The sequence below is a fragment of the Carnobacterium iners genome (assembly GCF_900177385.1).
GTDB classification, from domain to species: Bacteria; Bacillota; Bacilli; order Lactobacillales; family Carnobacteriaceae; genus Carnobacterium_A; species Carnobacterium_A iners.
The window spans coordinates 921,423-940,934 of sequence record NZ_FXBJ01000002.1; the positions used below are offsets into that span (position 1 = coordinate 921,423).

16 protein-coding genes are annotated in these 19,512 nt (G+C 33.9%); 10 read left to right on the forward strand and 6 right to left on the reverse strand.

What is annotated here, in order from left to right; genetic code table 11:
* The first annotated feature begins 390 nt into the window (after window positions 1-390).
* Both B9Y54_RS04610 and B9Y54_RS04615 read left to right on the forward strand, forming a co-directional pair.
* Window positions 391-1,497, forward strand: a complete 1,107-nt coding sequence (locus B9Y54_RS04610; protein ID WP_085559169.1) for an IS4 family transposase — start codon at window positions 391-393, stop codon at window positions 1,495-1,497.
* A 73-nt stretch (window positions 1,498-1,570) separates the two neighbouring features.
* Window positions 1,571-1,837: a hypothetical protein gene (locus B9Y54_RS04615; RefSeq protein WP_234987815.1), complete on the forward strand. Its 267-nt coding sequence runs from the start codon at window positions 1,571-1,573 to the stop codon at window positions 1,835-1,837.
* 96 nt (window positions 1,838-1,933) lie between these two features.
* Here B9Y54_RS04615 and B9Y54_RS04620 read toward each other — a convergent pair whose 3' ends face one another.
* The gene (locus B9Y54_RS04620; RefSeq protein WP_085559171.1) at window positions 1,934-3,316 is read right to left on the reverse strand and encodes an aldehyde dehydrogenase; all 1,383 of its coding nucleotides are present in this window, start codon (window positions 3,314-3,316) and stop codon (window positions 1,934-1,936) included.
* A gap of 47 nt (window positions 3,317-3,363) precedes the next feature.
* Window positions 3,364-4,194: a peptide-methionine (S)-S-oxide reductase MsrA gene (gene msrA / locus B9Y54_RS04625; RefSeq protein ID WP_085559172.1), complete on the reverse strand. Its 831-nt coding sequence runs from the start codon at window positions 4,192-4,194 to the stop codon at window positions 3,364-3,366.
* Window positions 4,195-4,455: 261 nt separating this feature from the next.
* On the opposite strand from msrA, the gene B9Y54_RS04630 reads away from it, so the two are divergent.
* A complete protein-coding gene (locus B9Y54_RS04630) occupies window positions 4,456-6,738 on the forward strand; it encodes a hypothetical protein (RefSeq protein ID WP_085559173.1) in 2,283 nt (760 codons plus the stop codon).
* Between the two features lie 158 nt (window positions 6,739-6,896).
* Window positions 6,897-8,216, forward strand: a complete 1,320-nt coding sequence (locus tag B9Y54_RS04635) for an IS1380 family transposase (protein ID WP_085559174.1) — start codon at window positions 6,897-6,899, stop codon at window positions 8,214-8,216.
* Between the two features lie 344 nt (window positions 8,217-8,560).
* On the opposite strand, the gene B9Y54_RS04640 is transcribed toward B9Y54_RS04635, so the two are convergent.
* The 3 genes from B9Y54_RS04640 to B9Y54_RS04650 form a co-directional block, all read right to left on the reverse strand.
* Entirely contained in the window at window positions 8,561-9,562 is a 1,002-nt protein-coding gene (locus B9Y54_RS04640) for a nucleoid-associated protein (RefSeq protein ID WP_085559175.1), read from the reverse strand.
* A gap of 163 nt (window positions 9,563-9,725) precedes the next feature.
* Window positions 9,726-10,001, reverse strand: a complete 276-nt coding sequence (locus B9Y54_RS04645; protein WP_085559176.1) for a metal-sensitive transcriptional regulator — start codon at window positions 9,999-10,001, stop codon at window positions 9,726-9,728.
* Between the two features lie 64 nt (window positions 10,002-10,065).
* Window positions 10,066-12,513 carry an FAD-dependent oxidoreductase gene (locus tag B9Y54_RS04650; protein WP_085559177.1) on the reverse strand — a complete coding sequence of 816 codons (2,448 nt, stop codon included), beginning with the start codon at window positions 12,511-12,513 and terminating at the stop codon, window positions 10,066-10,068.
* Window positions 12,514-12,835: 322 nt separating this feature from the next.
* On the opposite strand from B9Y54_RS04650, the gene dapF reads away from it, so the two are divergent.
* Both dapF and B9Y54_RS04660 read left to right on the forward strand, forming a co-directional pair.
* Entirely contained in the window at window positions 12,836-13,684 is an 849-nt protein-coding gene (gene dapF / locus B9Y54_RS04655) for a diaminopimelate epimerase (RefSeq protein ID WP_085559178.1), read from the forward strand.
* Complete coding sequence (locus B9Y54_RS04660; protein ID WP_085559179.1) at window positions 13,685-14,896, forward strand: LL-diaminopimelate aminotransferase; 1,212 nt, start codon at window positions 13,685-13,687, stop codon at window positions 14,894-14,896. It begins immediately after the preceding gene.
* 286 nt (window positions 14,897-15,182) lie between these two features.
* Here B9Y54_RS04660 and B9Y54_RS04665 read toward each other — a convergent pair whose 3' ends face one another.
* Window positions 15,183-15,623, reverse strand: a complete 441-nt coding sequence (locus B9Y54_RS04665; protein ID WP_085559180.1) for a GNAT family N-acetyltransferase — start codon at window positions 15,621-15,623, stop codon at window positions 15,183-15,185.
* A 394-nt stretch (window positions 15,624-16,017) separates the two neighbouring features.
* Here B9Y54_RS04665 and B9Y54_RS04670 point away from each other — a divergent pair, with 394 nt between their 5' ends.
* From B9Y54_RS04670 to B9Y54_RS04680, 4 genes are all read left to right on the forward strand, one after another.
* Window positions 16,018-16,263 carry a FeoA family protein gene (locus B9Y54_RS04670; RefSeq protein WP_085559181.1) on the forward strand — a complete coding sequence of 82 codons (246 nt, stop codon included), beginning with the start codon at window positions 16,018-16,020 and terminating at the stop codon, window positions 16,261-16,263.
* On the forward strand, window positions 16,253-16,780 hold the full coding sequence (locus tag B9Y54_RS12730; protein WP_218140968.1) for a FeoB small GTPase domain-containing protein: 528 nt from the start codon (window positions 16,253-16,255) through the stop codon (window positions 16,778-16,780). Before B9Y54_RS04670 ends, B9Y54_RS12730 begins: the two co-directional genes overlap by 11 nt.
* An 18-nt stretch (window positions 16,781-16,798) precedes the next feature.
* Window positions 16,799-18,151, forward strand: coding sequence for a nucleoside recognition domain-containing protein (locus B9Y54_RS04675; protein ID WP_218140967.1), 1,353 nt, complete (start codon window positions 16,799-16,801; stop codon window positions 18,149-18,151).
* Window positions 18,152-18,215: 64 nt separating this feature from the next.
* A complete protein-coding gene (locus tag B9Y54_RS04680) occupies window positions 18,216-19,343 on the forward strand; it encodes a glycerate kinase (RefSeq protein WP_085559182.1) in 1,128 nt (375 codons plus the stop codon).
* The last annotated feature ends 169 nt before the right edge of the window (window positions 19,344-19,512 follow it).

Genomic DNA, 19,512 nt, shown 5'->3' on the forward strand with positions numbered 1-19,512 from the left:
GAAAAGGTTTGTTCTGTTGCTCTTTCTTTTATTATAACACTAAGCATTTTTATAAGGATACTATATAATGAGAGCATTTTTTTAATAGTTCTATAAAAAAGTGCTTCAAACTGTAGCTAATCTAGCTGCAGGGGAAAGTAGTCATCTGTTTAATTGTATCTACTCATGTTACAATAAGGAGTTGATAAGAGAAGATTTCATCAGCTGATAAATATGGAGGAATAAAAGAATGAATAAACAATGGACAATAGGTAAAATTAAAGAATATCACTAGTGTTGCATGAAACATTATGTGTTTCACAAATTTGTTTATATTATTCCAATATGCAAAAAAGTCCTTTATACTGAACTCAGATGACTCATCCAAGACCAATAAAAAGGACCTAACACATGGATAAGTATAAAACAAATTCTGCTTTTAATAAATGGTTTTCTTCCATTAAGCTAAATCTTTTACCAAGCTCTATTCAAAAAAAGATTGTTGACTTTGATAAATACCATAAGAAACTTAGTTTCTTCCAAGCTCTTCAACTTTTTCTTCATGGAATCAATGACGAAAAAGAAAGTCTTAGAGAGATGGATGCGGCTTTTGTTTCGAAAGAACTTCAAAAAGAAATGTGTATGACTAGTATCAGTTATTCTCAGCTCTCTAGAACTCTCTCAAAAATAGATTCAGAGATTCTTTTAGCCATTTTTAGTCAGCTAGTTAGTCAGGCTAAAAATAAAAGGCCCGTAACGAAACGAAATAGTCTCTACCTAATTGATTCTTCGACGTTTTCACTTAACCAAAACCTTTATCAATGGGCTGATTTTCGTAAAACAAAATCAGGAGTTAAGCTTCACTTAAAACTTTGCTTTATGGATAATGAACATCTTTACCCAGATGAATTCACACTGACTAACGCCGTCGAGCACGATACAAATCAGTTAGAAGTATTGGTTAATCAACCTGAAGCGACTTATGTGTTTGATCGCGGTTACCTTGATTTTGAACGATTAGATACGATGCACTCGCAGGGCTACTTCTTTGTGACAAGAATCAAAAAGAATACAAAAGTTCATGTTTTAGAACCATTAGTAGCTTCCAAGAGTGAGTCCGTTATCAGCGACCAAATGGTCGCATTAGGTGCTCAGAACCATCTAACGTCCAGATTTCGTTTAGTAACCGTTCAAGACAAAAAGGGGAAAACTCTCCAGTTTATTACCAATCGTTTTGACTGCTCCTCTACTGACATTGCAGAAATGTACAAAGCACGTTGGCAAATAGAGCTGTTCTTCAAGCATATTAAACAACATATGACGATTAAAAAGTTTTTTTCGAGAAGTGAAAAAGGGGTTGTCAATCAGCTGATTTTAGCCATGATTGCCAGTTTATTAACCTATTTGATTAAGTTAAAAACAAAAAGTAAACAGTCTGTTTTCCAAATCAAACGATTTTTTCGTTATCTGTTATTTCAACCGGCAGAAGAATGGTTTAATCTTTTGATACCGACTTAGACCCTTAAAGAAAGGGTGTCCGTTGGTAATGGAATCAGTTGAATAAGCAAAATTTTCTGGAAATAGTCATCTTTTGCGTAAGCACTCCCTTTTTTTGCCTTTTTTCAGAAAAACAAGAAATGAGGTCAAATTAAGCTATGTTTATGCAACACTAGTGAAAGAATATGTTGAAAAAAATTCAGATAGTAAGCTGTTAACGACAGAATACCATGGTTTTTCTCAAAAATTATTGTTTAAATGTACTTGTGGCGCTAACTTTGAAAAAACATTTACTAAGTTCAAAAATAAAAACCAACGCAAATGTGAAGTTTGCCAACCGTTAAAAGAGTCGATTGAATAAAGATAGTAAAAAAGGGGTACTGATTTTTCTCTAAGAAAAATCGGCATCCCTTTTTTGTGTGAAAAATAGTTAATAGGCAGTTGTAAATACAATTAGTTAGTTTAAAAAACGACGAATCCATTTTAACTTGTTATCAGAGTAAGGTGGAAAGATAAATGGCGCCTCTACTTTTTTAGAAGATAAGATGCTTCGTTCATGTGAAAAAGTCATGAAACTATATTTCCCGTGATAAGAGCCCATACCAGAATGACCAACTCCACCAAAAGGTAGATTAGGAGAAACTAGATGGAAAATGGTGTTATTAATGGTCACACCACCTGAACTTGTTTCATGGATAATTTTATTTTGGGTGTTTTTATCGTTAGAAAAAATATAAAGAGCTAAAGGTTTAGACCGCTTATTTATTTGTACGATTGTTTCATCTAAGTCATCGAAGCTAATAATGGGTAATAGTGGACCAAAAAGTTCTTCTTTCATAGCAGGAGAGGTCCAATTAGATTCAAGCAAAGTCGGTTCAACGTAACGCTCAGTTAAATCGACATGCCCACCGAACAAAATTTCGTCTTTAGATTCTTCTAGAATACTCATTAAGCGAGTCGTGTGTCTTTCGTTAACAATTCTTGGAAAGTCAGGACTATTTTGTACAATAGGTCCATAAAACTGTTGAATAACTTTTCGACATTCCTCAATAAAAGATTGTTTGAGATCTTTGTGGATGAGGACATAATCTGGTGCAACACAAGTCTGTCCTGCATTAAGTAGTTTCCCATAAAGAATTCTTTTAGCAGCTTGTTGGATATCAGCATCTTTTAAGATAAGTGCAGGACTTTTTCCACCCAGTTCAAGTGTTACCGGAGTTAAGTGCTCAGCAGCAGCTTTCATAATTTCTTTTCCAACCGTTGTACTTCCTGTAAAAAAGATGTAATCAAATGGGTGCTTTAATAGCTCAATATTTGCTTCAATACCACCTTCAATAACAGAAATATAATCAGCGTTAAATGTATCAGCAATCATTTCTTGAATAACTGTTGAAACAGTGGGTACCATTTCGGATGGTTTCAAAACAATGGTATTTCCTGCAGAAATAGCACCAATTAACGGTTCAATTAGCAATTGAAAAGGATAATTAAAAGGACCAATAATAAGCACAGTTCCATATGGTTCATGGTGTTTTTTACTTTTTGAAGGGAAGAGAAAAAGAGGGGTTGAGACAGTCTGATCTTTCGCCCATTTAGGTAGTTTTTTCTTTGCTTCTTTAATACTAGTTAAGACAAACCCTATTTCTGTTGCGTAACTTTCTGTAGGACTTTTTCCCAAATCTTTTTTTAAAGCTTCATTAATCTGTGACTCGTATTTTAAAATAGCCGCGTATAATTTTTCTAATTGAGTAATACGAAAAGAAACCTCTTTAGTACGATTTGTATTAAAAAAGGCATGGTGTTGATTTAGCAGTGTTGGTATGTTTAGTAGGTTTTCCATGATCTATCCTCCATCATTTTTATTGGAAATTAAGTTGATTTAAAAAACTAGTTAAACCAGCTGGATTTAGCTTGTATTTTATTGTGTAACTGTTGATAAACCATTAACTGTTTTCGAGCTCGTTCAATTTTTTTGTATTTACTTGGATTCTTTTTATAAAATTGTTGATGAAAATTTTCAGCCGGCCAAAATATGGTGGTTGGTCGGATAAGCGTAACAATCGGTTGCTTGTACTTACCAGAGTCGACTAGCTGTTGCTTTGATTTTTCAGCAAGCGCACGTTGGTTATCATTTCTAACAAAAATGATGGGACGGTATTGGTTGCCACGATCTTGAAATTGACCAAATGCATCTGTTGGATCAGTGAGTTGCCAATAAAGAGTTAACAACTCTTCGTAATGGGTGATTCTCGTATCAAAGATAATCTCCACAGCTTCAACATGTCCAGTAGATTGATTGATTACTTGATCATAAGTCGGATGAGCTATTTCTCCTCCAGTATAACCCGATAAGACAGAAACAATCCCATTGAGAGTTTCAAAAGGTTCGACCATACACCAAAAACAGCCTCCTGCAAAAATAGCTGAGTCTTGATGGACTACATTATTTGTGTAATGTTTCGTTAAATCAAAGGATGGACTCGTAGCAGAATTACCAGTTAGCTTATTATAAAAATCTGTTACATCAGGAGTTAATGTCCCTCTTAAGGCAAGTGGACGCAATTGGGCTTCTAATTTTGCAAGGAGAGTATCAAAATTAGCCTTTTCTTCCAAGCTGTTTTTAGCAATCGTTAATAAAGAGCGTTCCCATTCGCGAGTTCCAGGATTGAGAACAAGGTTATATAAATCATTGAGCGTCTCTTCACGATTTAGTCTGATTTTAATGCCCTCCTTTTTGTTTTGTCTCTTTTAAAAGATTCGGTGCAAGTATTCCGTTAACAACCTTTTTTCTATTATACATCAGGAAGGAGAGAGGAAGAACTATTTGACTCGATCAATATCAACAGAATGGAAAAAAGTATTTTTTATTATTTTGCTATAATGGATACTTTTTTTAAAAAATAAGTACAATAATACATTAATTCGTTATAATGTAGCTTAGAACTTATAAAAAAATCTGACTATTCTGAAGGTGAATGAATGAAACAGTTACAAGATAAGATTGATAACTTAATAAAAAAAGATGAAGAGCTTTCAATTGAAAATAAAAAAAGACTTTTGGGCTTTCTAAACATAAAAGAAGATATGTACAAAGAAATACAGTTAGAAGCACAGCAAATAGTGAAATATCCTAGCAGTAATAGCTATAAATATACTTATAGTGAGAGGGCTACCATTGTAACAATGGCTGCCATTCTTTTTTGTATGTATGAAGTTAGTGGAAGTCGATTTTGGGAAGAATTAAGTGAAAAATATCAGATGGAAGAACTATTATTGCAATATGAAATTAAAGACTACATATCTTCGTTTATTTCAACTAATTCTTTACCTTATTATAAAGGGACTACTAGAAATGAATATGTAGAAACCATTCAAATGCAAAGTGTCATCCCTTATAATTATAGTTCAAGGCTCATAAGAATAATATATTTTATGTATTCAGAAGATTTAGGTATGGATATATCAGCCGAGAATGTAGATGCACTATTAAACTATCTAAAAATTGTTTTTAAAAGCCAATTGAATAAAGATAGAGATATTAAAGAAATAAGACCAACATTAATAACTAAACAATTACAATCAATACCCAAATCATTTATGCAAGCATATTTAACAAATAATACTCGAGTCAAACATATAATAAAAAAATATTTTTCATATTTTGACAAGATCAGTAAAAATCAAATACCTAATTATGATTCAAAAAATAGACTTGATGTTTTATTTGAGAAAGCATTAAAAAGTCAAATATATTTTGGGATAAAAGATAAAGTAAGAAAATCAAAACTGAATACTATTCAAAAACCTATAATTAAAGTGAAAATAAAAAATCAAGCTAATCCCTTATTTTATATTCAAACGCCTCACTATTTTATTAATCCAGAAAAAATAAAACAATCAAAAGCAATCGTTAAGTTCTATGATAATCAAAGATTATTAAGCGAAAAGGAAATAGAGTTAAGCGAAGGAGGAGTTAGCTATAAAATAGATTCTACTGATAACGAATGCACCTTATTTTCAAATAAAATAAGGTATGCAATTACACAAGATAAAATGGTATTAATTGATTCAAAGAAGGACTTATATAGACAATATTTATTTTTTGATGACAAAGAAATTGCTGATGAAGTTAAAGTCACTGAGATAGAAATTGGACGTTATTTTTATTTACTAATAGATAATAGTAGTACTGCTTCTTTTGAAAATTGTTCAGTTACTCAAAGAGATTTAACATACGGTACTCTTTACTACTTTAAAATGAAAGAACAAATAAAAATAATAGTAAATGACCAAGTATTAGTAGATACTGTAATCAAAAAAGCTATAGTTCCTAAAATAGTAAGACCAGTAGAGAATGAATGTCATCACAATAATGATATTTATTTAAATATGATTAATGCATACGAATATCCTGAAAAAAAGAAAAAAATAGCTAACCACTTGGTTGATTACTATAAAAATTCTCAAGAATATTATTTAGACCTATTTAGAGTATTTGAAACTCTTATTTCAGAAGAAAAAGAAATGAAAATGGGAAATTCAAGAAATTTAAAATTTGTCTTAGAACTACTTTATAAACAAAATAGCATCGATTTGTTAAAAATAGCTTTAGAAAAAGTAGATAATTTTATTAAAAATAATAATGAGTCAAAATATAATCAAGAAAGAGTAGAACTGATAAAGATATGTCAATTCTATGCTAAAGAAAATAAACTTGATGGAATACTTTCTTTTTCTTTAACTCAAGAAAAGAAAGTAGGCGAAGATATATTATCTGAAAAGTATCTTGAATTAAATGAGATAAAAAAAGTAAAGAAATCTGTAATGAAAGATACTCTATATTTCTCAATACCGACTAAAGATATTTCTAAAGGTTTTCAAAATATGCTGGATGCGTACTTTGAAAGCATAGATTCAAAAGGGAAAAGTCTGAATTTATTAAATAGATTTATGAAAGAATATGAAGGAGTCAAAGTTGGAGATACTATGTCTTTGCCTTTAATTGATAAAGGGATCATCATAAACAATATAGCCTTTATACCGTATAAAGATAAGCAAAAAAAAATATTAGGTAGTTTAAATGGTGATATTTATTATTGGCTCTACACAATCAATGCGAAAGAAATTACTGAGTTATCTTTAAATGAAGAAAAACAATATCAGATCATTATAACAGGTGGAGATTCTTACGAGTATTCTTTTGATAGCAAACAGATGGAAAAAAAAGAAAATAACTACTTATTAAAATTAAAAAATCTATAATAACCTGAATAATTCATAGCTTTTCTAAAAATACTAATCGATGTTGATTTTACAGCGTTTAAACTAATTTGCTTTATCACCCATTAGGTGATGAAAAAAGAACCCCTTTCTGCTATGGTTATATCATCACAACCAACCAATAGAAAGGGGTTCTCTCAATGATTACTTTACAAGAAAAAGCAATGAAATTCAATAACCATTTATATGTCTCTCATACAGGTGGTCGTTTATCGAGTGATTCAGGATTAATTTTAGTTGATGAATTAATGGATACTTTTCATTTTGAAGAATTGTCAAAAAAACTCATTTCATATAATGAAAATCGTCGTTATTGGAAACACACTAACCATAAAATTTTAAAACAACTAATTCTTCAACTAATTGCTGGCTATAAAGCTGATTCGTCTGCGACTATCTTACAGTATGATCCAGTATTACAAACTCTGTCACAAGAAGAGTGTTTGGCTTCTCAACCGACTATCTCTCGGTTTCTTGATCGCATTACAGACCAAACGATTAATGATTTACAAACCTTTAATCAAACATTAATTGACCAAGCGAGATTTGTTCGCAATGATATGAATATGATTATTGATTTGGATTCTACACACTCTGATACCTTCGGTATTCAGGAACAAACAGATTATAATGCCCACTATCGAACAAACGGTTATCATCCATTAGTCGCATTCGATGGATTAACGGGCGATTTTTTAAAAGCTAAACTTCGTTCAGGAAATCAATACACGTCTAAAGGAGTTAAAGAGTTTCTTGAACCGTTATTAGATCATTATAATCAAGCAGTCCCTACGACAGATATTTTAGTGCGTGGAGATAGTGGATTTGCAACACCTGATATTTATGAGTTATGCGAAGAATATGGGTCAAACTTTGTCATTCGCCTAAAACATAATAATAATTTATACCGATTAGCAGAAGAGTTTGTGTATTACGACGATAATTATCCTTGGAATGAAAAAGAAGAATACTATTATTCCGTTTCCTATCAAGCAGCGTCTTGGTCTAAACCGCGTAGAGTATGCATTCAATCCATTCGAGAAATGGGTGAATTACTTTTCAAGCATACGTTTATTGTCACAAATTTTTCAGAAAATATTTCATCAAAACAAGTTTTTAAGACGTATAAAAAGCGTGGTGCTATGGAAAACTACATTAAAGAAGCAAAAAATGGTTTCTATTTTGATAAGACAGATAGCCCTAAATTTATTGAAAATCATGCACGTATGATGATAAGTGTCCTTGCATACAACCTAATCAATTTTTTGCGTACAACTTGTTTTGATAAAAATTATAAAGGACTTCAAATTAATACGATTCGTCTTCGCTTATTCAAAGTAGCTGGCAAACTAGTGAGTACTGCGAGAGAAATGTATCTAAAAATTTCTAGTTCGCATGTTTATCAAGCGGAGTTTTATGCCGTCTTTAATCGAATCCAAAGGATTCGGCATTATATTTAAAAACTCCTTAATTTTTTTAAAAAAAACCAATCAAAACCAAGGACCAACTATGCCCAAAATTCGTACTTTCTTAATGAGAAACCAATAAATAAATGAATTAAGTACCAAAAAGTAAAACTATTAAACGTTAATTTGAAAAAAATTTGAAAAAAGTGTGTTAATTGATTAAAAACAACAAAAAATTAAAGGTATGAATTATTCAGGAATAAGTAATTAAATTATCTATATCAGAAAAGAAAAATAAAAAAAATTTTTGAATTTAATACTAGAAATAAAATAAATAGCGTCCTAATAGAAAACTAGTTTTCTATTAGGACGCTATTTATCATTAGATAATTTTTTTATTAAAACAAGTTTTTTATTTTCTCAATATTCTTGATGATTACTGAAGTCGTTCCATCAGGATTGTTAATAAACTCAACAACTTCTGGATCTCGATAGAGTTCAATTGGAATGCTAATTTCTATCCCATTATCTAAACGGAATTTTTGTTTAGTATATTTTGGTCCAACCACAGCGACTTCCGCAGGCGCTTTATCTACGTATCCTAATTCCTTTATTTCTTCAAAAAACTTTTCTTTTTTCTCTTGATTATTCCCATAAAGAGTCTCAGCAATGACTTTATTATCTATGACATTTTCTTCAGTCATACTATGAACTAAGGCGTCTTTTGTATCTGCTAGTACTTGAAACTCTTCATCATTGAAAGCTTTACTTGTTTTTTGAACAGCTTTTTTAATCATAGAAATATTTTCTTTGAGACTTGGTTGAGGTTTATCTTCTAAGAATAGTTCAGTGAAATAGAACATTTTCTCTGCTAGTTCAGTAATCAAATGTTTCTTCTCAATCACGTGGTATTCTAGATTGCTTAACTGTAAGACCATTCCTTCTTGAATGGCTTGGCGTGCATTAGGCAAGATTGAACGATTGACAATCAATTGATTGGTTAATGTTTCTTCTTCATATGAAATATAATGTGTGATGCTATCGGAATAGTTTAGTTTGAATAGCCCCAAACAAGGGACCTCATCTAACGTAAAATAAACAAATAATAAATCAGCTGGTGGTATTTCTGGATTGAGTTTTGTAATCGAAAAAAACTTTTCAGTCAGAGTCTTTGTTGTTTCAGTAAAGTCATCTTGAATCGCATTGAACGATTGAACCAAGGAATTGTCTTCTGACAGTATTCCCGTTTTCATATTATCAGAGCCCTCTACTTTTTCTATCATAGCGTGAAGATAATCAAACGTAAATTTTTCTGTCAAATCTAGTCCAGCAAAAGAAAAAATCGGTTCATTGCTGTTCAAATCGAAAATGTGTAAAATTGCTTCTTTAATATAAATCATCCTTGTTCCCTCCATTTTCAGTCACGCTTACGAGTATCTCACAAATGAGACGAGCAAAAAAGAGCTTTTAAAGAAATATAAGTACGATCTTCTAGAAAGAGTTGTTTTTTTAAAAATAAAGCAAGCTGACTCCATTAGTAATGAAGTCAGCTCGCTTAGTTTTTTATTTTTTAACAATCATCTTAATAGCTTGATCAATTTTTTTGGCTTGATCTTGTAAATCGTTAGTTGGATTCTCAAAACAATTTTTCAAGTTTTCAGCAACGATGATACCCATCACACGGTCAATACTGGCACGAGTTGCACTTAGTTGTGTGATGACATCAATGCATTCTTTATCTTCGTCAATCATTTTTTGAATACCACGGACTTGGCCTTCTGTTCGTTTTAAGCGATTGAGGATTTTCTTTTTTTGCTCTTGTTTTTGTTCTTTGTCCATTGTATCCCTTCTTTCTAAAAGTCGGTTATAGTATACCCTTTTATATAAGAATGGTAAATTTTTATTAAATAAATAGGTTTAAATTAGACTCTTCACTATCGCCAAGGTAAGCCGCGACACCACCGTATTCAACAAAATCAAATAGTTCTTCTTTGTCGATTCCCATGATGTCCATGCTCATTGTACAAGCAATAAATTTAACCCCTAAGTTGCTTGCTTTTTCAATCATAACAGGCAATGGATCAACATTTTTTTGTTTCATCACAGTCTTCATCATTTTAGCACCAGCACCGCCCATATTCATTGACGAAATAGGCAAGCTATCGGCATTATTAGGCAGCATAATATCAAATAATTTTGCCATGCCACGCTTTTTCATTTTCTGTTTTTTCAAGACACTTAGTCCCCAGAAAGTAAAGAAGATAGTAACATTTTTACCCATAGCAGCTGCGCCTGAAGCGATAATCATAGAAGCTAAAGCTTTATCCATATCGCCACTAAAAACAACCATTGTTGCGCCCTCTTTTGTTTCTTTCATCACGCCATCTTGAGGAAGAGAAGCTGTATTTTGTAAAAGATTTCCTTTTGACAATGTAGCGACAACTTTATCGCCTTTAATTTCATTTTTTAAGACTGTATTACCTGTACTTTTAGCCCAAGCTTCGATGTCAGCACTGAAGCCAAAATCACTTGCTTTAACAATCATTTGTTGTCCGTTAGACATTTGGTCCATTTGTTCTTTTACTTTCAAAATAGGGCCAGGACATTGCAAACCACAAGCATCCACTTCAATCGTCGTTAAAGGACAAGTTTGAGTAGCTTCAATGGGTTGTTCTTTGCTTACTTTTTTGAAAGGTTTATTTTTCAAAGCATACGTTGCAATTTTGTAAGTTTTGTAGCCACCATCAAGATTTTTCACATCAAATCCATGATGCATTAAAATTCTTGCAGCGTTATAACCACGTTGTCCAACTTGACAATAAACATAAATAGTCTTGTCTTTTGGCAATTCAGCTAATCTATTTCTCAATTGGTTTAATGGGATGAAGGTCCCTTTTGGTAATGAACCTGTTGCCCGTTCAAAATCTTCTCTAATATCTAAAAAGAAAGCACCTTGATCTAATAACGCATCCACTTCATGCCATTGAAAGGTTCTGATTTTATCATTCATCATGTTATCAGCTGTATAGCCTAACATATTCACTGGATCTTTTGCACTAGAATAAGGCGGGGCATAAGCCAATTCAATCTCAGCTAGTTGATCTGCTGTTGCGCCGAATTTCATAGCGGTAGCAATTACGTCAATACGCTTGTCTACCCCTTTTGTTCCTACACCTTGTGCACCTAGAATTTTTCCGTCATTTCCGAAAAGTAATTTTAAATGAATCGGGCTAGCACCAGGGTAATAACCAGCGTGTGAATTGGGGTGAACATGAATGACTTGGAAGTCGATGCCTTTATTTTTCAACATGCGCTCGCTATTTCCAGTTGAAGCAGCAGTCAGTTCAAAAATTTTCGCAACAGATGTTCCTTGCGTACCTGGATAGTGTGCTGGAATGCCGTTGATAATATCTGCTACTAAGCGTCCTTGACGGTTCGCTGGCCATGCAAGCGGAATATTAGTAGGTGAGCCGTCAACAACATCTTTCACCTCAATAACATCACCAATAGCGAAGATAGCCGGGTAGTTTGTTTGAAGTTGCTCGTTTACTTTAATGGCATTTTTGAAGCCAAGCTCGATACCGGATTCTTTAGCAAGCGTATTTTCCGGGGTAACTCCGATAGATAAAATAGTCATATCTGTATCCAATACGGTGCCGCTTGTTAAAAGTAATTTCTTGCCGTTTTCTTTAAATTCTTTTAAACCATCATTTAATAATAAATTGACCCCATGCATATTGATTTGAGTATGCAATTGTTGCGCCATTTCAACATCAATATTTGGCATGACTTGAGGCGCCATTTCAACTAGCTGAACATCTAAATCCAACTCTTTAAGATTCTCCATCATTTCTAAGCCAATAAATCCACCACCAATGACCGTTACGGTTTGAATCGCATGTTTTGTGATGTATTCTTTGATTAGATCCATATCAGGAATATTGCGCAATGAAAAGACGTTTTCAGCTGTTTCAATTCCCGGGATAGCTGGTGTGATAGCTTTAGCACCAGTTGATATAATTAGTTTATCAAAGGTTTCTGTATAGGTTTCACCTGTTTGATGATTTAAAACAGAAAGGATATTATTTATCGGATCAATGGTTGTTACTTCAGAAAAATTACGAATATCTAATGCATATTGTTGCTCCATACCTTCAACAGTTTGAAGAAGTAAGCTATCACGTTCTTTAATTTCCCCACCAATATGATACGGAAGGCCGCAGTTAGCGAATGAAATGTATTCGCCTTTTTCAAAAAGGATAATGTTGTCATCTTCGTTTAAACGACGAAGTCTAGTAGCTGCTGTAGCACCACCAGCTACACCGCCGATAATAAGTATTTTTTGAGCCATGAGGAAGTCTCCTTTAAATTTGATTGTTTTTTCACAATATAAACATACCCTACAGGGGTATGTTAGTCAAGTATTTTTGTGAACAAGATAAAAATGTTGCTGGATATAGATAATCGTAAATTAATTAGAAGTTTAATTCGTGTACCTTTAGGGGTATGTTTTTTATTAACTTTTGAAAGAAAAATACTTAGAAAATGAATGGAAAAATAAGGTGTCACTTTTTATTTTTTATCAATTTAACTAAAAATCTTCGCTTAAATAAATAAATTATTTTATAATTAACTATCTGATCAATAATTAATAAATTTGAAGAGGTGTCGAAATGGATTTTATAAAGATGCATGGTATTGGTAATGACTATGTTTATGTCAATGATTTAGATGAAAGGATAACAAATCCAGAAGCTGTTTCTTTATTTGTGAGTGACCGACATTTTGGTATCGGATCGGATGGATTAATTTTAATTCGGCCGTCTAATAGAGCTGATTTTATGATGAGAATGTACAATGCAGACGGTTCACAAGGAGCCATGTGTGGAAACGGAATCCGTTGTTTTTCGAAATTTGTTTATGATGAAGGCTTAACTATTAAAGAGACACTAACGGTTGAGACAAAAAGTGGCATCAAAACTATCGAATTAAAAAAAGTGGATGATGAAGTTACTGGAGCTCGTGTAGCGATGGAAAAGCCTATTTTAAAGACGAAAGACATTCCTATGGTTTGGGCTGAGGAAGAATGCATCAACCAATCCTTGCAAGTAGACGGAAAAATCTACCAAATTACGGCCGTTTCAATGGGCAATCCTCACGTTGTGGTATTTGTGAAAAATACCAAAGAAATTGAAATTGAAAAAATAGGTCCATCCTTTGAACACCATGAGGTATTTCCGAAGCAAGTTAACACAGAATTTATCCGAATTATCGATAATAAGACAATTGAGATGCGTGTCTGGGAAAGAGGGTCTGGTGAAACATTGGCTTGTGGGACCGGCGCTTGCGCTGCTGTAGTAGCTGCGTATCTAAATGGACATACAGGTAGGAAAGTAACAGTAAAACTTCTAGGCGGAGATTTATCGATTGAATGGGATGAAAAAACAGGAGTCATTTATATGTCTGGTTCGGCTACAACAGTATACAAAGGAACGATAGACCTTAAAGGAGTGGAAGTGTAAATGGTTACAGTAAATCACGATTATCTAGACTTAAAAGGAAGTTATTTATTTTCTACAATTGCAAAAAAAGTGGCTACTTATCAAACAAACTATCCTGAAGCTAAAATTATTCGAATGGGAATTGGGGATGTTACGCAACCGTTAGTACCTGCTGTTGTGGAGGCGCTGCATAAAGCAGTCGATGAACAAGCCAATATGGATACATTTCATGGTTACGCACCCGATTTAGGATATACATTTTTACGCGAAAAAATCGTTGAACACGACTACGAAGCAAGAGGCGCGCATGTCGAAATAGATGAAGTATTTATTTCAGATGGAGCCAAGGGTGACGTGGCAAATATACAAGAAATATTTGGACGAGATAATAAGGTTGCTGTCGGTGATCCAGTTTATCCGGTTTACGTGGATAGTAATGTGATGAGTGGACGTACGGGGACATATAATGCTGAAACAGAAATGTGGAGCGACTTGACGTATCTTTCAGCAACAAGTGAAAATAATTTTACTCCTTCATTGCCAACAAGCCATGTTGATTTGATTTACTTGTGCTATCCGAATAACCCAACAGGGACTACTTTAACAAAGGAAGCTTTAAAAGAGTGGGTTGATTATGCAAATAAAGAAGAAGCTATCATTATTTATGATTCAGCTTATGAAGCTTTCATTACCGATTCAGCTATTCCACGCTCTATTTATGAAATTGAAGGAGCTAGAACGTGTGCTATCGAAGTTAGAAGTTTTTCAAAAACAGCCGGTTTTACCGGATTGCGCTTAGGCTATACGGTCGTTCCTAAAGAATTGGTTCGTGAAGGAGTTGCTTTGCGCAGTCTGTGGGCAAGAAGACATTCAACAAAATTTAATGGTGCGCCATACATTGTTTCGCGTGCAGGAGAAGCAGTGTATTCTAAAGAAGGTAAAAAACAGATCAAAAAGCAAATTGCTTATTACTTACGCAATGCAAAAATGATTCGTGAGTATTTGATGGAAGCTGGTTATGAAGTGTTTGGAGGTACAAACGCTCCTTATGTTTGGGTTAAAACGCCAGCAGGAATGACATCGTGGGCATTTTTTGATTTCCTACTAGAAAAAAAACAAATTATTGTGACGCCAGGTTCAGGATTTGGCCCGAGTGGTGAAGGCTACGTTCGTTTTTCGGCATTTGGAGAGTACGAATCAGTTCAAGATGCAATGCAACGCATCACACAATAGATTATTTAGGCTTGAAGAGTGTCAGGTACTAGTGCCGTACACATTCAAGTCTTTTTTACTTTCTAAATAGAGAATGAAAAGAGCGATTTACCTTTTCTCTTAAAGATACTTCTGTATAAGCAGAAAGGGTCATAAAAAATTAGATAGATAAAAAAGTCCAAAGATAAATTTATCTTTGGACTTTTTTGTATGACGATTCAAAACGATATAAGATATCTAAACAAAAAAATAGTAAAAGATTTAATAAAGTATAGCTGAGTCGTTAACTTATTTTCTCTTTAGTTGGTTAGGCGATAAGGCTAATTTTTACCATATCAATATGTGGAATATTGTCTTCCAAGTATATTTCTGAAATAGACTGGAAACCGAATGCAGCATAATAATTTTGCAGATAGGCTTGTGCTTGGATGTTTACTGGAAGTCCAGGGTAATGTTGATCGGTGTAGGATAAAATAACGGTTAATAACTCTTGCCCAAATCCGTTTTTTCTTTGCTCTTTTGGAACTAATACACGACCAATCCGAGTGCTGTTAGGTTCTATAATTAAACGGGCATAGGCCATAAAGACGTTATCAGTTTGTTTGAAGAAATGAATACTTGTGAGGTCACTGTCATCGACTTCTTGATAGGCGCAGTCTTGTTCAACAATAAAGACAGATGTCCGTTCTTTATAGATACGATGAAGTTCATTGTTCGTAAGTTCTTCAAATGTTTTGATTGTCCACATACTTCATCCTCCTCATATAAAATAGTGTGTGCTATTCAGTGTAGTTTTATTATAGCAAAATAGGAACAAATAAAAAATAGATGAATTTTCAAAAATTAAATTAGCCGTAAACAAAATTAGCGTAAATAAAATTAAAATCAAAAGCAAGATAAGGGATATAAAAAATTAATAAGACAGATTCTGTACTAGATAGTACTGGAACTAGATTTCGCATTTCATTTAGTTACTAAAAAGATTTTTTAGTAGGTATAATGATTATATTTTTGAAACGACAAATTTAAATTTAAAATAGATAATTTCTACGAAATCAGCTAAAAAAAGATTGAAACCTTCGTGCTTAAAGCGTGGAATCAAATAGAGTTAGGTGCACCTTAAAAATAAAAGGAGTCTTGTAATGGAGTTATCAAAATTAACTAGCGATCATTCAGTGGTCGTAACTAAAGTAGCTCATCCTGATGCTCAAATGCAGCAACGTATAATGGATTTAGGCTTTTATCCTGGAGGAGTAGTCAAATTAGTCTTGGTCAGCCCCAAGAAAGATCCAAAAGCTTTCGAAGTGAGGGGAACGGTTATTGCAATCCGTAATGAAGATGCTAAATACATACAAGTAGAATTAAAGGAGAAAAACGATGTCAGATGAGTTTATCTTAAAAAATGAAAAAAATGGCCATGTTATTTCTTTAGCAGGTAATCCTAATGTTGGAAAAAGCACTGTTTTCAACCAATTAACCGGTTTAAAACAACACACAGGTAATTGGCCCGGGAAAACAGTTGGTATTGCAGAAGGAACGAGCCAACACCAAAATAATTATTACTGTTTAGTTGATTTTCCGGGTACGTATTCTTTATCCTCAAATTCAGAAGAAGAAGAAGTAGCACAAGACTTTATTCAATCGGATTTATCTGAAGCAACGATCTGTGTCTGTGATGCAACTTCGCTAGAACGTAATCTAAACTTATTCTTACAGATTATGCAACTATCAGATAAGGTAGTAGTTTGCGTGAACTTAATGGATGAAGCGCATAAAAAAGGCATAGAAATTAATATTGAAAAATTGCAATCGTTATTAGGAGTTCCTGTCATTGCTACAGCAGCACGTCAAAATAAAGGCTTAGATAACTTGATGACTGCTTTAGATAAAGTAGTCTCTGAATAACTTAAAATGAATCCTTACATGAAAAAAGCGTTAGATGGTTTAAAAGAAAATCAAGAAGAGAATACAAAAACCTTATTAGATCGAGCTACAGTCATAGTTAACGATGTGATTATTTTCACAAAAGAAGATCGCAATCGCCGTGACCGTATGCTAGACAAGATATTGACACAAAAACTAACGGGTATTCCCATTATGATTTTATTATTAGTGGTTGTTTTTTGGTTGACCATACAAGGTGCAAATGCTCCATCTAATGCTTTAGCGAGTATGTTTGGTACAATAGGGGCTTACTTGAATCAATTTGCGGCATTTATTAATAGGCCTGAGTGGCTACGAGGTGCATTAATTGATGGGATTTACACTGTCTTATCGACTGTTATTTCCGTGATGCTGCCATCAATGGCCATTTTCTTTCCACTCTTTACTTTACTAGAAGATTTCGGCTATTTACCACGTGTCGCATTCAATTTAGATAAGTACTTTGCTAATGCAGGGGCTTGTGGCAAACAAGCACTGACAATGTGTATGGGATTTGGTTGCAATGCGGCTGGCGTAACAGGAACACGAATCATCAATTCACCTAGAGAAAAATTAATTGCGATTGTAACAAATAATTTTGTGCCATGTAATGGACGTTTTCCTATTTTAATTTCAATTATCACGATGTTTTTTGTGGGCAGTTCAGTAAGTTTAGGAAGCAGTTTACTTTCAGCTATTCTTCTTGCAGGGACGGTTATTTTAGGAATCTTAACTACTTTTTGGATTTCTCAATTGCTTTCTAAAACGATTTTAAAAGGCGTTCCCTCTTCATTCACGTTGGAATTACCGCCTTATCGTAACCCGCAAGTTGGATCAGTTATTGTTCGATCTATTTTTGATAGAGCGCTATTTGTTTTATGGCGTGCAATTATTGTTGCTGCGCCAGCTGGATTAGTCATTTGGATAATGGCTAATGTTAGGATTGGTGACGCTAGCATATTGACCTGGATTACAACTGCAATTGATCCGTTTGCTCGTCTAATGGGCTTAGATGGAACCATTTTAATGGCTTTCATTCTTGGATTACCTGCAAATGAAATTGTTATTCCAATTATGGTTATGGGCTACTTGAGTAAATCAATGCTCTTCGAATTCGATTCATTAGATCAATTTAAAACACTTTTGCTAGATAATGGATGGACGTGGTTAACAGCAGTGAATACCATTTTATTTACGATTTACCACTGGCCATGTTCTACAACGTTAATGACGATATACAAAGAAACGAAAAGTGCCAAATGGACATGGATATCCTTCCTAGTACCAACAGTAATGGGAATGGTAACAACGATGATCGTTACCTTTTTAGCACATCTCTTTCATTTAGTATAAAAGGAAAAAGCTGTTACAATGACTAGTATCGTATACCAACTGACCTTAACAGGAGGTGAATCCAGTGAAAATAATTTCTGCTATGGACTCAATGAAGGGTTCTTTAACAAGTATTGAAGCCAATCGTATCATAAAAGAAGTTTTCCAAGATGAACAAATAGAGGTTGTAGAAATAGCCATTGCAGACGGAGGAGAAGGGACTGTTGAAGTTTTTGTAGAGAATGGACAGGGTGTCTATGAAACGGTGGCTGTTCATAATCTAAAAGGAGAGGCTATAGAGACAGTTTTTGGCTGGCTAGCAGAATCAAAAACAGCGATTATCGAAGCAGCTGCAGCTGCCGGTATCCAATTTTTAGATTTTAAAGAAGCCACACATCCTAAAAATACCAGTTCAATCGGTGTTGGCGAAACAATCCTAAAAGCATTAGATAAACAGGCTGAAACGATTATTATTGGACTAGGTGGCTCAGGAACGGTTGATGGTGGCATAGGAGCACTAGCAGCTTTAGGAGTAAGATTTTATGATAATCAAGGAGCAGAGTTGACTCCTGTTGGAAAGAATCTAGCGAATATTTCAAGCATAAACGAGGACAAATTAGATTCGCGTGTAAAAGAAACAACATTCATCGTTGCAGCTGATGTAGCGAGTACGTTAACAGGACCAGATGGGGCAGTCTATATGTTTGGTTTGCAAAAAGGGATTTTAGAAGAAGAGCTGTCAGCATATGAAAGGGCAATGGAACAGTTTAAGAGTATCCTTTTAGAAAATGAAGTAGATCACTTTGGCGACGGTGCAGCGGGTGGACTAGGTGCAGCATTTAGAAAAGTGTTAAGTGCTGAAGTTGTTTCTAGGCTAGAATTAATTGCAAAACAAGTCCAGCTAGAGACACTACTGAAGGATACCGACTTAGTAGTGACTGGTGAAGGGAAGCTGGATAATCAAACGCTGCAAGGAAAAGTACCTGTTGGAATCAGTCGCTTAAGCAAACAACGCGGGATTCCAACGATTGCTTTTGTTGGTGCGTTTACGGGTGACAGTGAAGCGTTTAAAAAAGTGGGTATCCATGCTGTAATACCCATCGTAGATCGAATTACTACATTAGAAGAAGCGATGGGAAATGCTGGAGAGAATTTAAAAAGAGCGGCTCAACGAACCAAGGAACTGCTATTTCTTTTAAACTCAATCGATTAAAAATAGCAAAAACCTCTCAGAAAAAATTCTGAGAGGTTTTATGTTTGAAAGAATCGTTCTATTCTACTTTTATTTCATAGTGATGGTAGCACGTAGTTGTATTTTATTGCATTGACAGAAGTACTCAAAACAGTGGCGGGTTTACTAGTGTTAACGATTACTCTTGTAT